The organism is Pseudomonas sp. TE6283 (assembly GCF_054060555.1).
In genome coordinates this window covers 106,394-128,595 of the sequence record NZ_JBSSDH010000006.1, presented here as the reverse complement: position 1 = coordinate 128,595, position 22,202 = coordinate 106,394, and the positions used below count along the sequence as shown (strand labels likewise).

The following is a 22,202-nucleotide window of genomic DNA, read 5'->3' as shown; positions in this document are numbered from 1 at the left end:
CAGTGTCGAAGAAAGGGAGTGGATGTGGGTCTGTTCCCGATTTATACTGCGCTTTTGCACATTAATGCACGAATATGAAAATAATCAAATCCTTTGCAAGATTGACAGGGCTTAAAAAGTTTGCGGCTTGGCGAGCCGGCTGGCAGGAACCAGCATCTGTCGACCTGTTTTCCTATATTGGAGATGTCGTCAGTCCAGAGGACAGTTTGATTTTTTGCAAATGGCTTTTCCCTGATTTCGTCGTGTTCGAGGATTCGGTGATACTGGAAATGAAATTTGACGAGCCCGCATTTCGTGTGTGGCTTGATCATTTTTCAGGCGATAAAGCTGGTGTTGAAGGGATGCTGAATCACACCCATCTGTACGATGTGTTTTCAGGGTGTGGATCTTCGGTGGACGAGGTGGTTTTTGAGCAGCTGTCCGATGTGCTGGCCATGTCCTGGCGAATGGTGTTGAAGGCGCAATTCCCTGATAGAAGATTTCACGTAGAAGCTATTAACTCCGATCAGGAGTATGGCCCGGTGGTCACCTTCCATGAAATGCGTGGGTGAGCTTTGCCGTTCTTTTGACGACAGTACTGAGGATGTAGTGTGTCTGTCGGTCGAGGGTACGTGGCCGGATGTGCCGGTGTGCCATGTTGCACCTGCTTGAGCGCGGTTAGTTCAAGCTGTTCGAAGTCTGCATTCGGCTTCAACCTGCCGGGGCTGCTATGCAGCCCTTTCGCGGCGCAAGGCCGCTCCTACAGGGGGATGCGGCCTCCTGTGGGAGCGGCCTTGCCGAGGCGTCGGACCGGCCGGAAAGGGCCGCAAACGCCAACAGCTCAGTTCAACCAGCTCAACGCCGGCCCCTGGGGCACGATCCGGGTCGGGTTGATGTGGTTGTGCGAGTAGTAGTAATGCAGCTTGATATGCGCCATGTCGATGGTGCGGTAGATCGCCGGGATCTGCGTCAGGCGCACCAGGTACTGGTACAGCGCCGGGTACTCGGCCAGGGTCTTGTGGTTGGTCTTGAAGTGCACGTAGTACACCGCCTCGTAGCGGATCAGCGTGGGCAGCAGGAACAGGTCCGACAGGCTCAGCTTGCCGCCCACCAGGTACGGCTGCTTGCGCAGCCGGTGCTCGAGGGTGTCCATGGCCGCGAAGAACTGCTGGAAGGCCTGGTCGTAGCTCTCCTGGTCCGGGGCGAAGCCCATGTGGTAGACCATGCGGTTGATGTTGGTGTGCAGCCACTGGTTGAGCTCGACGATGTCGCAGCTGGAGCGGTCGGGCACCAGGTCGATCGGGGTCTTGGCCAGGGGCAGCAGGCGGGTGGCCATCTGCAGCGCCAGCTCCGCCGAATCGTTGTGCACGATACGGTTCTGCTGGCGGTCCCACAGCACCGGCACCGACTGGTTGCCGGTGAAGCCCGGGCGCGAACGCTCGTACAGGCTCGACAGCAGGGTCACGTCTTTGTGCAGCGGGTCCTGGTCGTGCTCGTCGAACTCCCAGCCCTGGTCGTGGCGGCGGGCCGCCACCGAGGTGACGTCCAGCGCGTCTTCCAGGCCCAGCAGGCTCTGCACCAGGTGCACCCGGTGCGAGAACGGGCAGGCGTGGGAGATGTACAGGTGGTAGCGGTTGGGCTCGGCCACCAGTTCGCTGAGGAACAGCTCCTGGACCGACGGGTTGTCTTGGCTGCGGGTCATCTTACCTTCCTACGGCGGTGGCCAGGCTTGGGCATGGGCGTTCGCCGAGGGCGGCGATGCTGTGCTGGATCTTCAGGTTGGCGGCGGCCAGGCCTGCGGCCAGGCTCTCTTCGCCCATGCCCAGGCCTTCGGCGTAGATGAACTCGACGCTGTTCAGGCCGACGAAGCCCAGGGTCTGTGACAGCCAGCCAGCCAGGGTGTCGGTGCCCTGGCTGTAGATGCCACCGCTGGCGTTGAGCACGTGCACCGGCTTGTCGTCGAGCAGCCCGACCGGGGCGCCGTCGACGTAGGTGAAGGTGACGCCGCCGCGCACGATGTAGTCGACCCAGGTGTGCAGGATCGACGGTGCGCCGAAGTTGTAGCGTGGCAGGCCGATCACCACGCGGTCGGCTTCCTGGATCTCTTCGATCAGTTCGTTGGACAGCTTCAGCGCCGCGGCCGCCTCGATGCTGCTGGCGTCACCGCCGAACAGGGCGTCCATGGTCACCGCATTGAGGTGCGGGATAGGCTGGGCGTGCAGGTCGCGTACCGCCACCGACGCTTCGGGGTTGACCTCTTTGAGCTGCTTGAGGAAGTTGTCCACCAGTTGGCCGGAGAAGCCGCCATCGGACTTGATCGAGGAGCGGATGACCAGGACCTTGTGATTCATTGCGCGAATCCTTTCTGTGATGTGTGTGATAGCCAGTCTTGAGCAATCGGGCGGGAGTGAAAAGCGCAGATAATCAGGGTATTACCCTTAAGGTTGTCATGTATCGCCAGGGGCTCTGGGCTGGAACGAGCGCGGGGCAAGCCTGCTCCCACAAATCGCGTGGGAGCGGGCTTGCCCCGCGATGAACGTGATGGGTGATTACGCCATTACCACTCGCGCTTGAGCCTGAACTTGCTCAGCTGCGCGCTGGCGATGCGTGTCTGGCTGCCGTCGGCGTTGACCCGCCAGGCCTCGGCCTGGGTGAACATCAGGTTGCGACCGTCGCGGATCACCTTGGCGTGGAACAGCACCTCGGTGTCCCGTGGCGTGGCCGACAGCAGCAGGGTGTTGAAACTGTTGGTCAGGGCGTACTCGTCCGGCCCCAGCAAGGGCAGGGTGGCGAGCATGCTGGTGACGTCGAGCATCGAGTAGATCACCCCGCCGTGCAGGGTCTGGCTGAGGTTGTCGATGGCATCGGTGACGGTCAGCCGGCAGGTGCACTGGCCGGGGGACTGTTCCAGCATTTCCAGCCCGCAGTAGCGCTGGTAGGCGTGTTCGAGCAGCGCGCGCGAGTGCGCGGCGGCGTGGTCGCTGATGGTGCTCATGGTGTGATCCTTCACAGGTGCCGGGCAATGATTTCCAGCATGATTTCGTGGGTGCCGCCGCCGATGGCCAGCAGGCGGGCGTCGCGGTGGATGCGTTCGACCAGCGAGGGCTCGACGCAGCCGTGGGCGCCATGCAGCTGCACGGCGTCGCGGGCCAGGGTTTCCAGGGTCTGCACGGCGCTGTTCTTGGCGATGGCCACCTGGTGCGCGTCCAGGGTGCCTTCGGCCTGGCGGGCCACGCAGGTGTCGACGAACTGGCGGCTGACCGTCAGCTGCGCGTAGTGCTCGGCCAGGCGCTGGCGGATCACCGACTTGTCGAACAGCGGCTTGCCGCCGACCTGACGGCTCTTGCACCAGTCGATGGCGGCCTGCAGGGCCATGTCGGCGCTGGTGATGGCCATCACCGCCAGGTTCAGCCGCTCCTGCTGCAGGCTGGCCTGCAGCAGGCGGCCGACGCCGCCCTTGCCGGTCAGGCGCAGCGCTGGCACGTCGACAAGCTCCAGGTCGGCCAGCGGCAGGCAGCGCCAGCCCAGGGCCTGGCGCGGGGTGTGGCGGATGCCGGCGGCGGAGCCTTCGACCAGGAACAGCGCCAGGCCGTCCTCGCAGTGGCCGACCATCAGCAGCCAGTCGGCACGGGTGGCGTTGCAGATGAACGCCTTGTGCCCGTTCAGCCGGTAGCCATCGGCCTGGCGCGTGGCCCGGCACTCCAGGGCGCGCAGGTCGGAGCCGGCCTGGCGCTCGGTGATCGCCAGGGCGATGCTCTGGCGGCCGTCGAGCACCGCCGGCACCAGGTCGTGGACGATCGGGTGACCGGTGGCCTGCACTGCCTTGAGGCTGACGAAGTGCGAGCCCAGGCCCATGGTGATGCCCTGGGCGCCGCTGCGGGTCAGCTCCTCGATCAGCACCGCCACGGCCCGCGGGTCGTCCGGCAACTGGCGGTGGTCGTGGCCCAGGCCGAGCAGGCCGGCGGCGCCGGCCTCGCGGTTGAGCGTGGCCGGGTAGGCGCCGAGCTGCTCCCAGGCCGCCACGTTCGGCGTGATGCGCTCGCTGACGAAGGCCTGCAGGCGCTGGCGGTATGCTTCACTCATGGCGATCTCCTCAGAACACCGTGGTCAGGGCCAGGTCGTGGAAGCGCTCGACGATCGGCCGGATCCGCGAGGAGGTCATGGCGCTGTCCTCCTCGAAGTAGTACAGGTCGGTCATGTCGCGCATCACTTCCAGCATCACCCGCGAACGCTCGGCGGCGCGGATCTCGTAGCGCTGCAGGGCGCTGTCGAGGCGCTCGTCGCAGCAGCCGACCAGGGCCTGGGCGAGCATGAAGGCGTTCTCCAGGCCCAGGGTCAGGCCGTAGCCAAGGGTCGGCAGCATCGCGTGGATGCTGTCGCCGAGCATCACCACGCGGCCGTTCTGCCAGCAGCCGGCGCCGGTCAGCGCCATCATCTTGTGGGTGAGGATCTGCTCGTGCTCGGTGGCTTGCATCATCCGCACCACATCCGGCGGCAGGTCGGCGAACAGCCGTACCAAGCCGTCGCGGTCGAGCAGCGGCTGGTTGCGGTGCTGGTAGGCGGCAAACCAGTAGCGGTACGGACGGTCGGCCGCCAGCGGGTAGGTGACCACCCGCGAGAACTCCGAGGCGAAGATCTGGCAACGGTCGGGCAGCAGCAGCGGCGAGTCGAACTCGACCATGCCGCGGCTGGCCACCAGCCCGGTGTCGTAGGGTGTCAGGCCCGGCTCCAGGCATTGGCGCACGGTGGAACCGACGCCGTCGCTGCCGATCACCAGGTCGAAGTCTTCCTGTTCGCCGTTGCTGAAGGTGACCCGTGCCTGTTCGCCGACCTTCTCCACCTTCTCGCAGCCCATCTGGTAGCGGATCTGCCCGGGGGCCAGGCGTTCGCGCAGCAGGCCGAACAGCTCGGGACGCGGGAACATCACCGCCGGCGCCGGGATCCCCAGGCCGTCCGGGCGCACCGGCTGGCTGTGGATCAGGCGACCGTCGCGGCCATGGGTGTCGAGGAACTCGATGGCCTTGCCGCGGCCGATGAACCCGGTGTCGTTGAACAGGAAGCGCAGCACCTGCACGCCCTGGGGCCAGACGTAGATACCGGTGCCCGAGTCGCGCGGGCCATTGGCCCGCTCGTACACCGTGGCCTCGAGGCCGAAGCGCTTGAGAATCAGGGCGCAGGCCAGGCCATTGAGGCCGGCGCCGATGATCGCGATCTTCATGCGGCCACCTCGTTCAAGGTGTTCCAGCTCTGGCCACTCATGCGGTAGCGGCGTTGCAGCAGGCACAGGCTGGTCAGCTCCATCAGCATCGGGTCGAGCAGGCCCTGTTCCTGGGCGCTGAGGGTCGGCAGCTGCTTGAGCAGGGTGCGGACCTTGGCCGCGTCGAAGAACGGCAGCGCGTCCAGGTCACGGCTGTGCAGGGTGTCCTGCACCAGTTGCCACAGGCGGCCTTGCTGCTGCAGGGTGGCCGGCGGGGCGCGGAAGTAGTGCTTCTTGCGCTCGTACAGGGCCTTGGGCAGGTAAGGGCGCATGGCTTCGCGGAACACGTACTTCTCGGTGGCGCCGCGCACCTTCATCCACACCGGCAGTTGGCAGGCCAGTTCGACCACGTGGTGGTCGAGCAGCGGCACGCGGCCTTCGATGCTGTTGGCCATCTCCATGCGGTCGCCCAGGGTGGTGAGGACGAAGTTCGGCAGGTACGACTTGGCCCACAGGTACATGGAGTTGTGCACCGGGTCGCGGTCGGCGAGCTTGCCGTGGTCGAGGCGGTCGAAGAACTGGCGATACGGGTCGACACCGGTGAAGTGGTCGCGGAAGTCACCGCGGTACAGGCTCTCCAGGGCCTTGAACCAGCCGGCCTGGTTGTCCAGCCACGACACGCCGTGCTTGAGCTGGTCGACCATCCAGTGGATGTCGTGGGGCATGTGCGCGTTGGTGTAGCCCTGCTCGTTGGCCTGGATGCGCTGGCGCAGCAGGTCGATGACTTTCGGGTCTTGTTGTTCGTTGTTGTACAGCAGCATGTCGCGGCGGAAGTGCGGGTAGCCGGCGAACACTTCGTCGGCGCCTTCGCCGGTCAGCACCACCTTCAGGCCGGCCTTGCGCACTTCCTTGCTGAGGATGTACTTGGCCACGCCGTGGGCGTTGAAGAACGGCGTCTCGTTGTGCCACACGGCCTGCTCGAAGTTGTCCGCCAGGTCGTCCTGGGTGATCTCGATGGTGTGGAAGCGCGCGCCGTTGTGCTCGGCGGCCATGCGTGCGAAACGGTTCTCGTCGTAGTCGTCCATGTCGGTGAACGACAGGTTGAAGGCGTCCAGCGGCTCGCCCTTGAGGGCGGTGGCCATGCCCAGCATCGCCGAGGAGTCGATGCCGCCACTCAGGTACACGCCCATCGGCACGTCGGCGCGCAGGCGCAGGCGCACCGCTTCCTCGATGGCGGCGCGCACGGATTCGATCATGCCGGCCTCGTCGCTCGGCGCCGGGGTGTCGCGGCGGGCGAATTCCATGTCCCAGTAGCGGCCGCTGTGCAGGCCGCCGTGGTCGACCATCACCCAGCAGCCCGGCTGTACGCTGCGCACGCCTTCGAACAGGGTGTGGTCGCGCAGGTAGAAGGCGCGGCTGGCGTAGGCGTTCTCGTCCCAGGTCGGGTTGACGCCGGCGGCCAGCAGGGCCTTGATCTCGGAGGCGAAGTACCAGTTGCCTTCATGCTGGGTGTAGAACAGCGGCTTGATGCCCAGGCGGTCGCGTACCGCCAGCATCAGGCGGCGACGGCGGTCGAACAGGACCATGGCGAACTCGCCGCGCAGCTCCTTGAGCCCGGCCATGCCGGAGCGGCGGTACAGGTGCAGGGCGATCTCGCTGTCCGAGGCGGTCTTGAAGATCGCGCCTTCGGCCTGCAGTTCGGCACGGATGCGCTCGTGGTCGTAGAACTCGCCGTTGACGATCACCGCCAGGTCGCCTTCGTCGGCGACGATCGGCTGCATGCCGTTGTCCAGGCCGATGATGCTCAGGCGGGTGTGGCCGAGCACGGCGCGCTCGCCCGGGTCACGCCACAGGCTGTGCTCGTCCGGGCCGCGGTGGTTGATGGCGGCCAGGGCGTCGAGGATCGACTGGTCGCTGATGCTGTTGCGTTTGGACTGGTAGACACCGATGAAACCACACATGGCAAAATCCTTTTCTCATAGGTCGGGCGTCGTCGGCGACGCCGGAACGGCGCGGGCTTCGTGGTCCGCGCACCCAGGGTTCATTGCGCCCAGTCGGGGCGGCTGCGTTCGAAGAAGGCGGCAAGACCGTGCTGGCCCTCGCTGGAGGTGCGCAGGCGGGCGATCAGCTGCAGGTTGCAACCCTGCTCGTCGAGCAGGTGGTCGCGGCCTGCCAGGCGCGCCAGCATCTGCTTGATCTCGCGACTGGCCTGGGGGCCGGTCTGCAGCAGGGTGGCCAGCCAGCGGTCGCGGGCCTGCGCCAGCTCGGCGGCGGGCACCAGGCGGTGGACCAGCTGCAGGCGCAGCGCGTCCTCGGCGCCGAACACCTCGGCCGAGAGCATGTAGCGCCGTGCCTGGCGCACGCCAATGGCGCGCACCACGTAGGGGCTGATCAAGGCCGGGGCCAGGCCCAGGCGCGCCTCGCTGAAGCAGAACCGCGCATCCTCGGCGGCCAGCACGTGGTCGGCGCAGCACAGCAGGCCCAAAGCCCCGCCGAACACCGCGCCGCGGGCCAGCATCAGCACCGGCACCGGGAAATCGTCCAGGCGCTGCAGGACGTTGGCCAGCAGGCTGGCGTCCTCCAGGTTGCGCGCATGGTCGAACTCGCGGCTGCGGCGCATCCACTCCAGGTCCGCCCCGGTGCACAGGTGCTCGCCGGCGCCGTCGAGCACCAGGGCGCGCAGCCCCGGGTGCTCGGCGAGGGCCTGCAACTGCTCGTGCAAGGCCCCGAGCAGGGCCTCGTCGAGGGCGTTGCCGGCATGCGGACGGTTCAGGGTCAGGCAGGCGACCGCAGGTTGCGGCCAGCTCAGCAGCACGTCGCTCATGGTCGTCAGCTCGCCATCTTCAGGGACAGGGCGGTGCTCTCGTACTGACGGCGATAGCCCTCGCAACCGCCGTAGCGGAACGCGCCGCCGGTGACGTACGGCGTGCTGTAGTCGGCCACGGCCGGGTGGTTGTCGCCGTAGAACCAGCTGCTGTACTGCTCATGGCCCAGGCGGGTGCGGCTGGCCAGCATGCGCGCATGCGCCTTGCGCCGCGAATGGGCCTGGTAGCCCGGCACCACGGTGGCGCTGAAGAACTCGCCGACGCTGCCCGAACCGTAGCTGAACAGGCCGATGTTGCGCCCGGTCAGGTCCTCGTCGCTGTTGTCCAGCAGCGACAGCAGGGCGATGTACAGCGAGGCGGTGTAGCAGTTGCCGATGGCCTTGCCGTACAGCTGGCTGGTGGAGTAGGCCTTCTCGCCCAGGGCCTTGGCTGCTTCAGGCTCGATCGCCTCGAACACCGAGAAAGCCTTCTTCGCCATCTTGGTGAACGGCTGGTGGAAGCACAGGAAGCTCATGTCTTCCAGGCCCAGGCCGCCGTCGGCGCGGTAGCTCTGCCAGGCGTTGCGCAGCGACTCCAGGTAGACCTCGATCGACAGCTTGCCGTCGACCAGCGCGGTGCTGCGCAGGTTCGGCCGCCAGAAGTCCGAGACGTCCAGGCTGTAGCGGCCCTGGTGCGGGTGCAGCTCCAGCAGGCGCGGGTTCTCGGCCACGATCATGGCCACGGCGCCGGCGCCCTGGGTGCATTCGCCCTCGGAGTTCTGCTCGTAGCGGGCGATGTCGGTGGCGATCACCAGCACCTTCTCGTGAGGACGCTGGGCGACCAGTGCGCGGGCCATCTGCAAGCCGGCGGTGGCGCCGTAGCAGGCCTGCTTGAACTCCACCACGCGGCAGTCGGCGCGCAGGCCGAGCAGGCTGTGGACGAACAGGCCGGCGGCCTTGGACTGGTCGATGCCGCTCTCGGTGGCGAGGATCACCGTGGCGATCGAGGCGCGGGTGGCGTCATCGAGCAGCGGCAGGGCGGCGTTGGCCGCCAGGGTCACGATGTCTTCGTCAGGGGCCGGCACGGCCATGAACTCCTGGCCGATGCCGACCAGGTACTTCTGCGGATCGATACCATGCCGTTCGGCAAGTTCTTCCAGTGCGAAAAAGTGTTGCGGTACAGACAGCCCAATATCATCAATGCCGATTTTCATGTGTATGCCCAATTATTTTTCACTGTTGAAAAAATCCCAAAATACACAACCGGTCTTGTTGTTCCGGTGCCAGTCCCTGCTGGCCATTTAATTATTGCGGCTGAAGCTTTTGCCAAAAAAAGCGAATAATTCCGATGGGATTGATGACGCCTGTTCATGGTTTTTTTGGCTATTAAGTTATGCGTTTTTTAGTGCGCGCAGGCGCAGGCCCCGTGCTGCCACGCGGCTTCCATAAAGGTTTGGGAGAGGGTGTTGAACAATATGGCAATTAAAATTTTCAATTAAATTAATATGAAAATTTTATGGCGTTATCGCCGCATACTTTGCCGTGTTGTTCCGGCTGTTGGTTTAGGCCGTATCGCGTGTGCATCTCTGCATGGGGGACGCTCCTTGTCCATTATTCATCCATTAGTGCCGGACACTGTCCGGGACGTTGTTGTCGCACGAAGTGGCCTGGGCGAATAGTGACAAAAAGTGCGTGCATCGCGGCATGGTCTTCATGTGTCGTGCGCAGCTGTGGTACAACGCCGCAGGACACAGGATTCGTCGCCCGGTTTTCGGGTACACAAGGAGGTGATGGTGTTTTCCAAGATCAGTCTCGATCAGTGGCGCGCGTTCGTCTGCACGGTCGAGTGCGGCGGTTTCCAGCAGGCCGGCGAGCACATGTACAAGTCGCAGTCGGCCATCAGCCACTCGGTCAACCGCATGGAAATGCTCCTGGGCCAGGAGCTGTTCATCATCGAAGGCCGCAAGGCCGTACTCACCTCCCTGGGCAAGGCCCTGCTGCCCCAGGCCAAGCACCTGCTGGGGGCGGCGCAGAAGCTCGAGCACCTGGCCAACCAGTACCAGCCGGGGCTGTTTACCGAGCAGGCGCTGGCGGTGGATGTGCTGTTCCCCATCGAATTGCTGCAACAGGCATTGCAGGAGTTTGCCCTGGAGTACAAGGATCACCGTATCCGCCTGTACGAAACGGCATTGTCCGGGGCCCGCGAGCTGCTGGAGGATGGCAAGGTCGAGCTGGGCATCGCCAGCAGCCTGCCTTCCGGTTACCTGCAGGAGTTCCTGCTCAATGTCTCGCTGGTCTGCGTGGTGGGGGCCAGCCACCCGCTGAGCGCGGCGCAGGGGGAGTTGAGCCTGGACGACATGAAGAACCACCGGCAGGTGGTGATCCGCGATTCCGGCACGCGCAATTCGCAGAACAGTGGCTGGCTGGGGACCTCGCAGCGCTGGACGGTGAGCAGCCTGGCGGCGGCCGAGAGCTTCGTCGAGCGGGGGATGGGCTTTGCCTGGTTGCCGGAGCATCGGGTGCAGCAGGGGCTGGCGCAAGGGCGGTTGGTGCGGGTCAACCTGCAGCATCAGCGGGAGCGGGAGGTGCCGATGTACATGGGGTATCCCGAGGAGTACCGGCACAGTCCCGAGGTGCGGTTGCTGGCGCAGATACTGCGGGAGCGGTGTCGGGAGTATCGGCCGGGGTGATTGTTGGGGCAGCTTGATGTGCGCTTCATTGCGGTGTCGATTCCAGGTCCCCGCCGTTCAAGGTGTTCTGAGTCAGCGTTTGGCTTTAGCTCGCCGGGGCCGCTACGCGGCCCTTTCGCGACACAAGGCCGCTCCCACAGGATATGTGCCGGTTCTGCCATGGCGCGGTCCCTGTGGGAGCGGCCTTGTGTCGCGAAAGGGCTGCGCAGCAGCCCCGGCCATCTCGAAAACTGTCAGATGTTTCCGAACCTGAAACCAAATGCTTCAGCCGGCAAAGCTTGGGAACTATCCTACGCGCTTGCCGGAAGCTGCTGCGTTGTCGGGGAAATACCCCACGGATAACTTCACGGGGTCGCCATATCAGGTGACCGGGTGTGAGAACCCGAGGCGTAAAGTATCGGCAATCCAGTTATGGCAGCCGTGCCCGGGCAGACTTCGGTCTGGCCGAGTTTCTCTTGCGCCTCGGTTTCTCACCCCGTGCACGGCTGCCACCCTTTGTCCCGTGAGAAAGGCGCCGGAGGGCAGCATTCTTGAACTGCGCAGGAGTGTTGACCATGAAAAAGATCGTCCCAGACCCACCCCGTCTAGCCCCCTTCATCGCTATCCGCCCGACCCTCACCCGCGAAGAAGCCATGGCCGCCGCCGTCGAAGTGGCCACCGCCATTTCCGATGTCCTCGATATCTACTTCAAGACCGACCCTGGCGAAGCCCAGGACCGTCTGTTCGCCGCCAGCGACTACCTCGGCCAGCTGGCCTGTGCCTTGCTCGAACACAAGCCAGAGGTGCAGCCATGACCAACGCACGTACCGCAGGCCGGACCCGCTGCATGGACCTGTTCAAGGTCGAGCCGGGCATTCCCTTCGCGGATGCCTTCAGCGAGTTGTCGGTGCTGCTTGGCTGCATTCGCCACCTCACCTGCGAGGCCGAGATGGAAGGCGACCTGATGGCGGGCAGCGCAGCGCGCATGTTGAGCGCCATGGCCAAGGCGTTGATCGATGACATGGAGCTTGGTATGAACCGCCGCTGTTGATCCGATGGCCCTATCGCGGGGCAAGTCGCAGCGGCGCACCGCCGCTGCGACTTGCCCCGCGATAGGGCCGGTGTTGCCAATACCTTACCCGCGCAAATCACTCGGCAGGAAATCCCGCTCCGGCTCGTAATCCAGCTTCAGATACCCCGCCAGTTCGCGCAGGTCATCCGGGCTCAGGCTGCCGGCCTGCTGCTTGAGCCGCAGGCTGTCGACGATGTACGCATAGCGCGAGACGTTGTAGTCGCGCACCGCGTTGTACAGGTCGCGCTGGGCATCGAGGATATCGACGATGTTGCGGCTGCCCACCTCATACCCCGCCTCGGTGGCCCGCAACGAGCCCTGGCTGGAGATGATGCTCTGGCGCCGCGCGCGCACCTGCTCGACATCGCTGACCACCGCGCGGAAGGCGTTGCGCGACCCTTCCAGCACCTCGCGTTCGAGGCTGGTGCGGCCGTACTCGGTGCGCGCCAGCTCATGGGTGGCCTGGCGTACCCGCGCGCTGGTGCCGCCGCCGCTGAACAGCGGCAGCTTCATCTGCACCATCACCGAGCTGTCGCGCTGGTTGCCGGAGCGCTGGCCGAAGTGCGCGCTGGAATCCATCAGGTCGCTGTCGCCCTCGGCGTAGCCCATGCTCAGGTTGAAGGTCGGCAGGTGATCGGCCTTGCTGCTGCGCAGGGTCTGGCCGGCCTGGCTGACGGCGGCCTGGCTGGCGCGCAGGCGCAGGTTCTGCGCCATGGCCTGTTCGACCCAGGCCTCGGCGCGCGCGGGCACCGGCGCTTGCACCGGCAGGCTGTGGCGGATCCCGGCCAATGCCGGTTGCGCCTGCCCGGTCAGGCGCATCAGCGCCTGGTAGGCGTCTTCGCTGCGGCGCTGGCTGTCGATCAAGTTGGCGCTGGCGCGGTCGAAGCTGGCCTGGGCCGAGAGCATGTCGTTCTGGTCGGACAGGCCGGCGTCGTAGCTCAGCCGGGTCTGCTGCAACTGGCGGTCGAAGGCGCGCAGCTCGGCCTTGGCGGTGGCCAGGTTGTCCTCGGCCAGCAGGGTGTCGAAGTAGCGGCTGGCGGTGTCGAGGATCAGTTGCTGCTGGAACGCCGAGAAGTCCAGTTCGGCCTGTTCGTTCTCGGATTGCGCGGCCTTGAAGTCGAACCAGCGGCTGAGGTCGAACAGCGGCTGGTCGAGGCTCAGGCGGTACAGGCTGCCACTGCGCTGTTCGACCTGGCGGCGGTCGCTGCGCACGTCGCCGGCCTCGGCATCCAGGGCCACCTGCGGCAGCAGGCGGGCGCGGGCCAGGGGCACGGCCTCGCGGCGGGCCAGGTAGTTCTCGCGGGCGGCGGCCATGTCGCTGTTGTGCTCGACCACCTGGGCGTACACCGACATCAGCGTCGCACGCTCGGCGGCAACGGCCTGGGCCAGGGGCGCCAGGAACAGCAGGGGCAGAAGGGTCTTACGTAGCATGTCGTTTCTCTTTATCCGGGCCGGCCGCTCCCAGGGGCAGCCGATCACGGCTGCCACAGGGGAGGGCGGGCGAAGGGGTCAGGCCGGCTGGGTGTAGGCGGCCAGTTCCTGCAGGCGTGGGTCTTCGCTGGCGCGGTGGTCCTTGGCCAGCAGCGAGTACACGGTGGGCAGGATGAACAGGGTGAACAGCGTGCCGACCAGCATGCCGATGACGATCACCAGGCCCAGGCTGAAGCGGCTGTGGGCACCGGCGCCGCTGGCCAGCAGCAGCGGGACCAAGCCCACCACCATGGCCGCGGTGGTCATCAGGATCGGCCGCAGGCGGATCTGCGCGGCGCGCTCGATGGCCGTGCGGCGATCGAGCTGGTCGGCCTGCTGCAGCTCGTTGGCGAACTCGACCATGAGGATGCCATGCTTGCTGATCAGGCCGACCAGGGTCACCAGGCCGATCTGCGTGTAGATGTTCACCGTGGCGTAGCCCAGGTACAGCGGGATCAGCGCGCCGCACACCGACATCGGCACGCTGACCAGGATCACCAGCGGGTCGCGCAGGCTTTCGAACTGCGCCGCCAGCACCAGGTAGATGACCAGGATGGCGAAGATGAACGTCACCACCAGGGCGCTGCCTTCCTGGACGAACTGGCGGGCATCGGACAGCCAGTCATGGCTGAAGCCGGTGGGCAGGGCATTGGCCTGGGCGGCGAGGAACTGCACCGCGTCGCCGATGCTCACGCCCGGCGCCGGCACCGCCTGCAGGGTGGCCGAGTTGAGCTGGTTGAACTGGGTCAGCTTGTTGGGCTCGATCGACATGTCGAAGCTGACCAGGGTCGACAGCGGCACCTGGGCGCCGTTGGCGGCCTTGACGTACTGGCCGACCAGCATTTCCGCCGACAGGCGCTGGGCTCGTGCCACCTGCGGGATCACGTCGTAGGAGCGGCCGTCGAGGGCGAAGCGGTTGACGTAGTTCTCGCCCACCAGCACCGCCAGGGCGTCGCCGATGGCCTGCATGCTGATGCCCAGGTCGTTGGCCTTGCTGCGGTCGATGTTGATGTTGACCAGCGGGCTGTTGAAGTCCAGGTCGGAGTCGACCACGGCGAACAGGCCGCTGGCCATGGCCGCCTGCTTGATCTTGTCCATGGCGTCGAACACCACGCGGTGGTCCTGGGAACTCTGGATCACCATCTGCACCGGCAGGCCGCCGGTGGAACCGGGCAGCGGCGGCAGCTGGAAGGCGAAGATGGCCACGCCCTCGATCTCGCCGACGGCTTTCTGGATCTCGGCCTGCAACTGGTCGGCGCTGCGCTGGCGTTTTTCCCAGGTACTCAGGTTGGCGCCGCCGAACGCGGTGCGCGGGCCGTCGTTGCCGTTGACCACCCAGGTGATGTCGGTTTCCGGGAAGGTGGCGAACAGGCGGTCCATGCGGTGCGCGTACATCTCGGTGTAGTCGATGTTGGCGTACTGCGGGGCCTTGGCCACCGCCAGCACCTGGGCCTGGTCCTCGACCGGCGCCAGCTCGCGCTGGGCGCCGAGGTAGAGGATCGGCAGGCTGACGAACACCGCCGCGGCAATCGCCAGGGTCAGCCAGCGGTGGTGCAGGGACACGTCCAGCACGCGGCCGTAGCCCTTGCCCAGCCACTGGAAGAAGCGCTCGGCGCCACGGGCCATCGGCCCTTCGCTGGCCTGGCGGTTGAGCAGGAAGGCGCTCATCACCGGCGACAGGGTCAGCGCCACCACGCCGGACACCACCACGGCGCCGGCGAGGGTGAAGGCGAACTCCTTGAACAGCGCGCCGGTCAGCCCGCCCATCAGACCGATCGGGGCGTACACCGCGGCCAGGGTCAGGGTCATGGCGATCACGGGGCCGGCGATCTCGCGGGCGCCGACCAGCGCCGCCTGCAACGGCGACTTGCCTTCCTCGATATGGCGGTGGACGTTCTCCACCACGACGATGGCGTCGTCCACCACCAGGCCGATGGCCAGGACCATCGACAGCAGGGTCAGCAGGTTGATGCTGAAACCGAACAGGCTCATGATCGCCGCCGCGCCGATCAGCGACAGCGGGATGGTCACCAGCGGGATCAGCACGCTGCGCAGCGAGCCGAGGAACAGGAAGATCACCACGGCGACGATCACCACGGCCTCGATCAGGGTCTTGACCACTTCATCGATGGACGCCTGGATAAAGCGTGCCACCTCGAACACGATGTTGGCGGTCATGCCCGGCGGCATGGTCTCGCGGATCTGCGGCATCATCTCCTGCACCGCGCCGACGATGGTCAGCGGGTTGCCGGCGGGGGTGGCGTGCAGGCCGATGAACACCGCCGGCTCGCCGTCCATGATGCCGCTGGTGTCATAGGAGGTGGCGCCGAGCTCGGCGGTGCCGATGTCGCTCAGGCGGATCAGCGTGTCGCCGTCGCGGCGCACCACCATCTGGCGGAACTGGTCGACGCTGGTCAGGTCGGTGTTGATGTTGATGTTGGCCGAGACGTACTGGCCCTTGGTCTGGCCGGGGGCGGCCTGGAAGTTGTTCTGGCGGATGGCCTCGGCCACGTCGCTGGCCGACAGGTTGCGCGCGGCCATGCGCGCCGGGTCCAGCCACAGGCGCATGGCCAGCTTCTGGCCGCCGAGGATCTGCGCTTCGGCCACGCCGTCGATGGCCGCCAGGCGCGGCTGCACCACGCGGGAGATATAGTCGGTGATCGCCGGCAGGCCAATGTCCTTGCTCGAGAAGCCGACGTAGATCACCGCCGTGCCTTCGCCGGAAGACTTGGCCACCACCGAGTCGTAGGCGCCTTCGGGCAGGCGGTACTTGACCTGGTTGACGGCGGCCATGATCTCGGTAAGGGCCTTGTTGGAGTCGGCGTTGAGCTTCAGGCGCACGCTGATCACGCTCTTGCCCTGGGTCGAGGTCGAGCTCAGGTAGTCGACGCCGTCGACCGAGGCCACGGCCTGCGAGATGGGCTGGGTGACAAAGCCCTGCATCAGCTGCGAGCGGGCGCCGGGGTATTCGGTGGTGATGGTGATGGTCGCGCTTTCCAGCTGCGGGTACTGGCGGATCGGCAGGTTCAGCAGCGCCAGCAGGCCAAGCATGACGATCATCGCGCAGACCACCAGGGTCAGTACCGGGCGGCGGATGAACAGGTCGGTGAATTTCATGGTGCTACAGGTCCTTTTCAGTGGCACGCAAACCCATTACTGCTGGGCCAGGTCCGGCTTGCGCGTGGTGCTGGCGGCCAGGGTGTCGTCGGTGACCCGCACCGGCATGCCATTGCTCAGACGGATCTGCCCGGACACCACCACGCGGTCGCCCGGGGTCAGCGCATCGAGCACCACCACGCGGTCGTCGCGGCGCGCGCCGAGCTTGACGAACACCTGCTCCACGCGCAGCGCGCCGTCCTTCTCGCGCAGCACGTACAGCGAGTTGCCGTAGGCGCTGTAGCTGATCGCCGTTTCCGGCACACTGAGCACGTCGGCGTGGCTCGGCAGCTCGATGCTGACGTTGGCGAACATGCCCGGCTTGAGTTGCTGGCCGGGGTTGTCGAGGGTCGCCTGCACCTGCATGGAGCGGGCGCCCGGGTCGATCTGCGGCTCCAGGGTGGTCACTGCGGCGACAAAGCGTTGCTGCGGCCAGGCGTCGACCTTGAGGGTGATGGCCTGGCCGGCCTGCAGGGCGGCGGCGGACTGCTCGGGCAGCGGGAAGTTGACGTGCAGGCGCGACAGCTCGGTGAGGGTCACCAGGCTGTCGCCGGGGCTGACGTACTGGCCGAGGTTGACCTTGCGGATGCCCAGCACGCCGGCGAACGGGGCGCGGATGGTCTTCTGCGCGATCTGCGCCTGGACCTGGGCGATCTCGCCGAGCAACTGGTCATAGTTGGCCTGGGCCTGGTCCAGCTGGGCCTGGGTGGAGGCCAGCGGCAGGACCTTGCGCGTGCGCTCCAGGGCCAGCTTGGCGTTCTTGGCCTGGGCCTGCAGCTTGGCCAGCTCGCCGCGCTCGGGCGCGTCGTTGAGCTTGACCAGCACTTGGCCTGCGGCCACGGCCTTGCCGGCGGTGAACTCCAGCGCGGTGATGCGCCCGCCGACTTCCGGCGAGACATTGACCTGGTGCACCGCCTCCAGGGTGCCGACGGCGCTGAGCACCTGCGGCATGGGGCCGGACTGCACCCGGGCGACCGCCACCGGGGTGGCGTTGGCCTGGGCGGCGGGGGCGTCGTTGGCCACTACCGCCGGGGCGGGCAGCAGGGCCATGGCCAGCAACGACAGGGAAGTGCCGGCGGCGATCCAGTAACGGTTTTTCATTGGGCGGCTCCTTGCGCCTGGTTCTGGTTGGCACGGACCTGGATGAAGGTCTGGCGCAGTTGCTCGAGGCTCAGGGCGCCGGGGACCAGGTAGCGGCCATCGATCACCAGGCTGGGCACCGAGCTGATGCCCAGGCGCCGGCCCAGGGCCAGTTCTTCCTCGAGCATCTGCGGGGCCTGCTGGTCGAATGCCGTGGCGAAGGCCTGCGGGTCGAAGCCGGCCTCGGCGGCCACGGCCAGCACGGTGGCGCGGTCGCCGATGTTGCGGGCCTGCACCAGGTGGGCTTCCTGCAGGCGGTCGAACATACGCTCGTGGCCTTCGTTGCCGCCCAGCGCCTTGGCGGTCTGGCAGGCGAGGCCCGAGAGCAGGCCGGTGGGGTATTCGAAGTCCTGCTGGCGCATGGCTTCGATGTTGATGCGCTTGACGTCCTCGGCGCGCGAGCACGACAGCCAGTGGCTGAGGATGGTTTCCTTGGCCTTGGGCATCGAGCCGAAGCGCTCGACCATCGCCTCGCGGCTGGTCTGCAGGATGAAGCTGCGGTGCTGGATGTCCAGGTTGAGTTCGTCCTGCAACTGCTTGAGGCGCGGGGCGAGGACGAAGCACCAGCCGCAGACGACATCGTGGAAGAATTCGACTTTCAGGGGTGACATGGCAGTGATCCGGTTTCAGGGAGGGATGGCCGCACTATCCACAGCGCCCCGGCAAGAAAAAAGCGACAAAAGTGCCGCAAACCCTCTCATCCCCTTCATTGATGACCGCCCGGCCCGGCCTTGAGCGGGTAGAATGGCGCTTTTGCCTGACCGTAGCCGACATGAGCCCAGCCATCGCCACCCTCGAGCAGCACCTGCTCGCCGCCCTCGATCCCGCCCCCCGGGAGACCCGCCGCCTGTTCCATGGCCGTGGCCGCTGCTGGCCGGGACTCGAGCAGATCACCGTCGACTGGCTCGACGGCGTGTTGCTGGTGGCGCTGTTCCGCGAGCCGCCCGAGGGCCAGCTGGCCGAGCTCGAAGCGATGCTGATGGCGCTGGCCGAGCGCCCGCAGTGGACCGGCCATGCCATCCTGCTGCAGCACCGCTACCTTCAGGACAGCCCTGGCCAGTGGTTGTGGGGCGAGCCGTGCCAGCAGCGCGAGGTGGTCGAGGATGGCCTGAAGTACCTGCTCGACCTGGGCGTGCGCCAGAACAACGGCCTGTTCCTCGACATGCGCTATGGCCGACGCTGGGTACGCGAGCAGGCGGCCGGCAAGCGCGTACTCAACCTGTTCGCCTACACCTGCGGCTTTTCGGTGGCGGCGATCGCCGGCGGCGCCGAGCAGGTGGTCAACCTGGACATGGCCAAGTCGGCGCTGTCCCGGGGCCGCGACAATCACCGACTCAACGGCCATGACGCCTCGCGGGTCGCGTACCTGGGGCATGAGCTGTTCAAGTCATGGGGCAAGGTGCGCAAGTACGGGCCGTATGACCTGATCATCATCGACCCGCCGACCTTCCAGCGCGGCAGCTTCGTGCTGACCCAGGACTACGCCAAGATCCTTCGGCGTTTGCCGGAGTTGTTGACTGAAGGCGGTACGGTGCTGGCCTGCGTCAACGATCCGGGGATCGGGCCGCAGTTTCTCATCGAGGGGATGGCCGAGCAGGCGCCGGGGCTGGTGTTTGTCGAGCGGCTTAAGAATCCGCCGGAGTTTCCGGATGCGGATCCGGAGGGTGGCCTGAAGGCGCTGGTGTTCCGCCAGCAGGCCTGACCCTTGTTGATACTGGAAGGTGCGTGGGAGCGGGCCACTACCATAGAACCGCTCCCTCAGGTCTGAGCCTGAGAACGGCGGTTACTTGTTGGTATAGATCTGGTCGAACACGCCACCGTCATTGAAGTGGGTCTTCTGCACGGTGCGCCAGTCGCCGAAGGTTTTTTCAACGGACAGGAAGTCGACTTTCGGGAAGCGGTCGGTGTACTTGGCCAGCACGGTGGCGTCACGCGGGCGCAGGTAGTTGTTGGCGGCGATTTCCTGGGCCTCGGGCGACCACAGATACTTCAGGTATTCCTCGGCCACGGCCTGGGTGCCTTTCTTGGCTACCACCTTGTCCACCACGCTCACCGGCGGCTCGGCCTCGGCCGACACACTCGGGTAGATCACTTCGAACTGGTCGCGGCCGAACTCGCGGGCGATCATCTCGGCCTCGTTCTCGAAGGTCACCAGCACGTCGCCGATCTGGTTGGTCATGAAGGTGGTGGTGGCGGCGCGGCCACCGGTGTCCAGGACCGGCGCCTGCTTGAACAGCTTGCCGACGAAGTCGCGGGCCTTGGTTTCGTCACCGCCCTGCTTGAGCACGTAGCCCCAGGCCGAGAGGTAGGTATAGCGGCCGTTACCCGAGGTCTTGGGGTTGGGCACGATCACCTGCACGCCGTCCTTGAGCAGGTCCGGCCAGTCCTTCAGCGCCTTGGGGTTGCCCTTGCGCACGATGAACACGGTGGCCGAGGTGAACGGCGCGCTGTTGTTCGGCAGGCGGCTCACCCAGTTGTCCGGCACCAGCTTGCCGTTGTCGGCCAGGGCGTTGATGTCGGTGGCCATGTTCATGGTGATCACGTCGGCCGGCAGGCCATCGATCACCGCGCGCGCCTGCTTGCTCGAGCCGCCGAAGGACATCTGCACATTGACCTTCTCCTTGTGCTCGGCCTCCCAGTGCTTCTGGAACGCCGGGTTGTAGTCCTTGTAGAAGTCGCGCATCACGTCGTAGGAGACGTTGAGCAGGGTCGGGGCGGCCTGGGCGAGGTTGCCCAGGGCCAGGCCCGCGGCGAGCAGCGAGGCGCTGAAGAGTTTTTTCACTGGGGGCATTCCTTGTTCTGATTCAAAGGGTTGGCGATATGCCAGCGACTATAGCGTTTGGCGCTTTGGTCGCTAAAGATCAAATGGCTCTTTGCTTATGCTTGCCCCGCCTTGGGACGCTGCCTATTGCTTTGGAAACAACGCATTGCCACAGCGCGAACAGAACGCCGCGCCATGCTCGTGGTGGTGCTTGGCGCAGGTCGGGCAGTCATGCTGCAACTGCTCGCCACGCAGGGCATTGGCCAGTTCGGCGGTGAAGATGCCGGTGGGCACGGCAATGATCGAGTAACCGGTGATCATCACCAGCGACGACAGCACCTGTCCAAGCGGCGTCTTCGGCACGATATCGCCGAAGCCTACCGTGGTCAGGGTGACAATGGCCCAGTAGATGCCCTTGGGAATGCTGGTAAAGCCGTGCTCCGGCCCTTCGATCACGTACATCAGCGTGCCGAACACCGTGACCAGGGTCGACACGCTGACCAGGAACACGATGATCTTCTGCTTGCTGCCCTGCAGCGCCGCCAGCAGGTAGTGGGCCTGCTTCAGATAGGGGCTGAGCTTGAGCACGCGGAAGATCCGCAGCATGCGGATCACCCGGATGATCAGCAGGTACTGGGCGTCGCTGTAGTACAGGGCGATGATCCCGGGCACGATCGCCAGCAGGTCGACCAGCCCGTAGAAACTGAAGGCATAGCGCAGCGGCTTGGGCGAGCAGTACAGGCGGGTGATGTACTCGGCGAGGAAGATCGCCGTGAAGCCCCACTCGATGCCGGCCAGCAGCCCGGCGTAGTTCTGGTGAATTTCGTCGATGCTGTCGAGGATCACCGTGACCAGGCTGGCGAGGATGATCAGCAGGAGGATCTTGTCGAAGCGTCTTCCAGCGACGGTGTCGGTCTGGAAGACGATGACGTAGAGCCGCTCGCGCAGGCTCGAAGGGTTGTCCATGGGCGCGTTCCATTGTGCGAATGGGCAGAGCCTAGGGGCTGTGTTTCAGCTGTGCAAGCGAGGCGCGTTACGGCGCTGGTTGAGCTGGGCCAGATGGTTGCCCAGGTGCATCAGCCAGCAGGCGGTGACGAACGGCGCGGTCAGCCCGGCGAGCGGTAGCAGGTTGAACAGTGGCTGTAGCAGCAAGGCACAGACGATGGCGAGCAAGGTCACCCAGGGTTTCTCACCCTGGCGGCTGAAGGCCAGCGCGGCCAGTGCCGCATTGAAGCCATAAAGCCCCAACCAGGCCCCTTGCGCTTCACCGGCCAGCAGCGCGACCCCGCCGCCGATGGCCGAGCCGATCACCGCCCAGGTGGCGGCATAGGGGTTGGCGAAGTACATGCCGATGACGATCAGCAGGCCGGCCATGGGCTTGTCGAGCAGGAAGATCTGCCCCACGCCGCGCAGCAGGGCATACACAGGGTCTGCCTCGACATAGCCGTTGGCCGATGGCTCGGCCAGCAGCAGGGTGGCCCAGCCCAGCAGCACGAAGGGCGCGGTGTAGGCGACCAGCAGCTTGCCGCCGCGCTTGCGCCACTGGTGGGTGAGTATGCTCGACAGACCGCCGGCGGCGATGATCAGCGGCGGCAGGATCGCCGACCAGGGCAGCACGGCGCTGATCAGGATGCCGATCAGCACGCCGTTGTAGCAATACAGCCCGGCCTGGCGGTCGGCGCGGTCGTAGCCGCGGCGTTGGGCGGTGAGCAGGCCGGCCAGGGCGCCGAGCAGGGCGCCGCCGACCAGGTCGGGCGCGGTGAGCAGAATGGCCAGCAGGCAGCACAGGCCGCACAGGGGGTTGCGCAGCAGCAGCACCTGGCTGAAGCCGTTGAGCAAGGCCGTGGCCCAGTCCGGGCACGGGTTGACGAAATTCTTGGTGTACATGGGCAGTCGGCAAGGTGGGTGGGGGAGCGGTGGGCCTCTTTGGGCCTCGGGTTATCCGCAGTTCTGTT

Annotated in this window: 20 protein-coding genes; 5 read left to right on the top strand and 15 right to left on the bottom strand. The window is 65.9% G+C overall.

The genetic code is table 11. The features are described from left to right. Positions 1-74 precede the first annotated feature (74 nt). A complete protein-coding gene (locus tag ACVWZ5_RS10940) occupies positions 75-551 on the top strand; it encodes a hypothetical protein (protein ID WP_110739290.1) in 477 nt (158 codons plus the stop codon). Positions 552-820: 269 nt separating this feature from the next. Here the strand turns inward: ACVWZ5_RS10940 and ACVWZ5_RS10935 are convergent, their stop codons facing one another. From ACVWZ5_RS10935 to ACVWZ5_RS10900, 8 genes are all read right to left on the bottom strand, one after another. Next, positions 821-1,681: a glutathione S-transferase C-terminal domain-containing protein gene (locus ACVWZ5_RS10935; RefSeq protein WP_051555768.1), complete on the bottom strand. Its 861-nt coding sequence runs from the start codon at positions 1,679-1,681 to the stop codon at positions 821-823. A 1-nt stretch (position 1,682) separates the two neighbouring features. Next, positions 1,683-2,330 carry an FMN-dependent NADH-azoreductase gene (locus ACVWZ5_RS10930; RefSeq protein ID WP_051555769.1) on the bottom strand — a complete coding sequence of 216 codons (648 nt, stop codon included), beginning with the start codon at positions 2,328-2,330 and terminating at the stop codon, positions 1,683-1,685. Between the two features lie 206 nt (positions 2,331-2,536). Beyond that, entirely contained in the window at positions 2,537-2,974 is a 438-nt protein-coding gene (locus tag ACVWZ5_RS10925; RefSeq protein ID WP_028692820.1) for a PaaI family thioesterase, read from the bottom strand. A gap of 11 nt (positions 2,975-2,985) precedes the next feature. Beyond that, positions 2,986-4,062, bottom strand: coding sequence for an acyl-CoA dehydrogenase family protein (locus ACVWZ5_RS10920; protein WP_028692821.1), 1,077 nt, complete (start codon positions 4,060-4,062; stop codon positions 2,986-2,988). A gap of 10 nt (positions 4,063-4,072) precedes the next feature. Further along, on the bottom strand, positions 4,073-5,197 hold the full coding sequence (locus ACVWZ5_RS10915; RefSeq protein WP_062574716.1) for an FAD-dependent oxidoreductase: 1,125 nt from the start codon (positions 5,195-5,197) through the stop codon (positions 4,073-4,075). Next, the gene (asnB, locus tag ACVWZ5_RS10910) at positions 5,194-7,137 is read right to left on the bottom strand and encodes an asparagine synthase (glutamine-hydrolyzing) (RefSeq protein WP_028692823.1); all 1,944 of its coding nucleotides are present in this window, start codon (positions 7,135-7,137) and stop codon (positions 5,194-5,196) included. The genes ACVWZ5_RS10915 and asnB overlap by 4 nt, the downstream gene beginning before the upstream one ends. A gap of 80 nt (positions 7,138-7,217) precedes the next feature. Next, the gene (locus ACVWZ5_RS10905) at positions 7,218-8,000 is read right to left on the bottom strand and encodes an enoyl-CoA hydratase-related protein (protein ID WP_457340603.1); all 783 of its coding nucleotides are present in this window, start codon (positions 7,998-8,000) and stop codon (positions 7,218-7,220) included. 5 nt (positions 8,001-8,005) lie between these two features. Next, the gene (locus ACVWZ5_RS10900) at positions 8,006-9,193 is read right to left on the bottom strand and encodes a hydroxymethylglutaryl-CoA synthase (RefSeq protein WP_062360730.1); all 1,188 of its coding nucleotides are present in this window, start codon (positions 9,191-9,193) and stop codon (positions 8,006-8,008) included. A 579-nt stretch (positions 9,194-9,772) separates the two neighbouring features. On the opposite strand from ACVWZ5_RS10900, the gene ACVWZ5_RS10895 reads away from it, so the two are divergent. The 3 genes from ACVWZ5_RS10895 to ACVWZ5_RS10885 all read left to right on the top strand — a co-directional run bounded on the left by ACVWZ5_RS10895 (position 9,773) and on the right by ACVWZ5_RS10885 (position 11,699). Continuing rightward, a complete protein-coding gene (locus tag ACVWZ5_RS10895; protein ID WP_052896062.1) occupies positions 9,773-10,669 on the top strand; it encodes a LysR family transcriptional regulator in 897 nt (298 codons plus the stop codon). A 554-nt stretch (positions 10,670-11,223) separates the two neighbouring features. Further along, positions 11,224-11,463, top strand: a complete 240-nt coding sequence (locus tag ACVWZ5_RS10890) for a hypothetical protein (RefSeq protein WP_036986827.1) — start codon at positions 11,224-11,226, stop codon at positions 11,461-11,463. Further along, complete coding sequence (locus ACVWZ5_RS10885) at positions 11,460-11,699, top strand: DUF3077 domain-containing protein (RefSeq protein ID WP_028692826.1); 240 nt, start codon at positions 11,460-11,462, stop codon at positions 11,697-11,699. Before ACVWZ5_RS10890 ends, ACVWZ5_RS10885 begins: the two co-directional genes overlap by 4 nt. A gap of 84 nt (positions 11,700-11,783) precedes the next feature. Here ACVWZ5_RS10885 and ACVWZ5_RS10880 read toward each other — a convergent pair whose 3' ends face one another. From ACVWZ5_RS10880 to ACVWZ5_RS10865, 4 genes are all read right to left on the bottom strand, one after another. Next, positions 11,784-13,151, bottom strand: a complete 1,368-nt coding sequence (locus ACVWZ5_RS10880; RefSeq protein ID WP_435767893.1) for a TolC family outer membrane protein — start codon at positions 13,149-13,151, stop codon at positions 11,784-11,786. Positions 13,152-13,229: 78 nt separating this feature from the next. Continuing rightward, complete coding sequence (locus ACVWZ5_RS10875; protein ID WP_028692827.1) at positions 13,230-16,307, bottom strand: MexW/MexI family multidrug efflux RND transporter permease subunit; 3,078 nt, start codon at positions 16,305-16,307, stop codon at positions 13,230-13,232. A 36-nt stretch (positions 16,308-16,343) separates the two neighbouring features. Then, positions 16,344-17,447 (bottom strand): efflux RND transporter periplasmic adaptor subunit, encoded by a 1,104-nt coding sequence (locus tag ACVWZ5_RS10870; protein WP_051555770.1) that lies wholly within the window; start codon positions 17,445-17,447, stop codon positions 16,344-16,346. After that, the gene (locus ACVWZ5_RS10865) at positions 17,444-18,097 is read right to left on the bottom strand and encodes a DsbA family oxidoreductase (RefSeq protein WP_280060800.1); all 654 of its coding nucleotides are present in this window, start codon (positions 18,095-18,097) and stop codon (positions 17,444-17,446) included. Before ACVWZ5_RS10865 ends, ACVWZ5_RS10870 begins: the two co-directional genes overlap by 4 nt. A 161-nt stretch (positions 18,098-18,258) precedes the next feature. Here ACVWZ5_RS10865 and ACVWZ5_RS10860 point away from each other — a divergent pair, with 161 nt between their 5' ends. After that, the gene (locus ACVWZ5_RS10860) at positions 18,259-19,188 is read left to right on the top strand and encodes a class I SAM-dependent methyltransferase (RefSeq protein ID WP_457340602.1); all 930 of its coding nucleotides are present in this window, start codon (positions 18,259-18,261) and stop codon (positions 19,186-19,188) included. Positions 19,189-19,269: 81 nt separating this feature from the next. On the opposite strand, the gene ACVWZ5_RS10855 is transcribed toward ACVWZ5_RS10860, so the two are convergent. The 3 genes from ACVWZ5_RS10855 to ACVWZ5_RS10845 form a co-directional block, all read right to left on the bottom strand. Beyond that, positions 19,270-20,268 (bottom strand): sulfate ABC transporter substrate-binding protein, encoded by a 999-nt coding sequence (locus ACVWZ5_RS10855; protein WP_028692830.1) that lies wholly within the window; start codon positions 20,266-20,268, stop codon positions 19,270-19,272. A 123-nt stretch (positions 20,269-20,391) separates the two neighbouring features. Beyond that, entirely contained in the window at positions 20,392-21,213 is an 822-nt protein-coding gene (locus ACVWZ5_RS10850) for an ion transporter (protein WP_062574710.1), read from the bottom strand. A 45-nt stretch (positions 21,214-21,258) separates the two neighbouring features. Continuing rightward, positions 21,259-22,134, bottom strand: a complete 876-nt coding sequence (locus ACVWZ5_RS10845; protein WP_343581574.1) for an urea transporter — start codon at positions 22,132-22,134, stop codon at positions 21,259-21,261. Positions 22,135-22,202 lie beyond the last annotated feature (68 nt).

Bases quoted from the DNA above. Each gene is read 5' to 3' on its own strand.
- ACVWZ5_RS10905 (WP_457340603.1), bottom strand. From the start codon at position 8,000: ATGAGCGACGTGCTGCTGAGCTGGCCGCAACCTGCGGTCGCCTGCCTG.
- ACVWZ5_RS10860 (WP_457340602.1), top strand. From the start codon at position 18,259: ATGAGCCCAGCCATCGCCACCCTCGAGCAGCACCTGCTCGCCGCCCTC.
- ACVWZ5_RS10845 (WP_343581574.1), bottom strand. From the start codon at position 22,134: ATGTACACCAAGAATTTCGTCAACCCGTGCCCGGACTGGGCCACGGCC.
- ACVWZ5_RS10865 (WP_280060800.1), bottom strand. From the start codon at position 18,097: ATGTCACCCCTGAAAGTCGAATTCTTCCACGATGTCGTCTGCGGCTGG.
- ACVWZ5_RS10930 (WP_051555769.1), bottom strand. From the start codon at position 2,330: ATGAATCACAAGGTCCTGGTCATCCGCTCCTCGATCAAGTCCGATGGC.
- ACVWZ5_RS10880 (WP_435767893.1), bottom strand. From the start codon at position 13,151: ATGCTACGTAAGACCCTTCTGCCCCTGCTGTTCCTGGCGCCCCTGGCC.
- ACVWZ5_RS10915 (WP_062574716.1), bottom strand. From the start codon at position 5,197: ATGAAGATCGCGATCATCGGCGCCGGCCTCAATGGCCTGGCCTGCGCC.
- ACVWZ5_RS10890 (WP_036986827.1), top strand. From the start codon at position 11,224: ATGAAAAAGATCGTCCCAGACCCACCCCGTCTAGCCCCCTTCATCGCT.
- ACVWZ5_RS10920 (WP_028692821.1), bottom strand. From the start codon at position 4,062: ATGAGTGAAGCATACCGCCAGCGCCTGCAGGCCTTCGTCAGCGAGCGC.
- ACVWZ5_RS10875 (WP_028692827.1), bottom strand. From the start codon at position 16,307: ATGAAATTCACCGACCTGTTCATCCGCCGCCCGGTACTGACCCTGGTG.
- asnB (WP_028692823.1), bottom strand. From the start codon at position 7,137: ATGTGTGGTTTCATCGGTGTCTACCAGTCCAAACGCAACAGCATCAGC.
- ACVWZ5_RS10935 (WP_051555768.1), bottom strand. From the start codon at position 1,681: ATGACCCGCAGCCAAGACAACCCGTCGGTCCAGGAGCTGTTCCTCAGC.
- ACVWZ5_RS10900 (WP_062360730.1), bottom strand. From the start codon at position 9,193: ATGAAAATCGGCATTGATGATATTGGGCTGTCTGTACCGCAACACTTT.
- ACVWZ5_RS10885 (WP_028692826.1), top strand. From the start codon at position 11,460: ATGACCAACGCACGTACCGCAGGCCGGACCCGCTGCATGGACCTGTTC.
- ACVWZ5_RS10850 (WP_062574710.1), bottom strand. From the start codon at position 21,213: ATGGACAACCCTTCGAGCCTGCGCGAGCGGCTCTACGTCATCGTCTTC.
- ACVWZ5_RS10870 (WP_051555770.1), bottom strand. From the start codon at position 17,447: ATGAAAAACCGTTACTGGATCGCCGCCGGCACTTCCCTGTCGTTGCTG.
- ACVWZ5_RS10940 (WP_110739290.1), top strand. From the start codon at position 75: ATGAAAATAATCAAATCCTTTGCAAGATTGACAGGGCTTAAAAAGTTT.
- ACVWZ5_RS10925 (WP_028692820.1), bottom strand. From the start codon at position 2,974: ATGAGCACCATCAGCGACCACGCCGCCGCGCACTCGCGCGCGCTGCTC.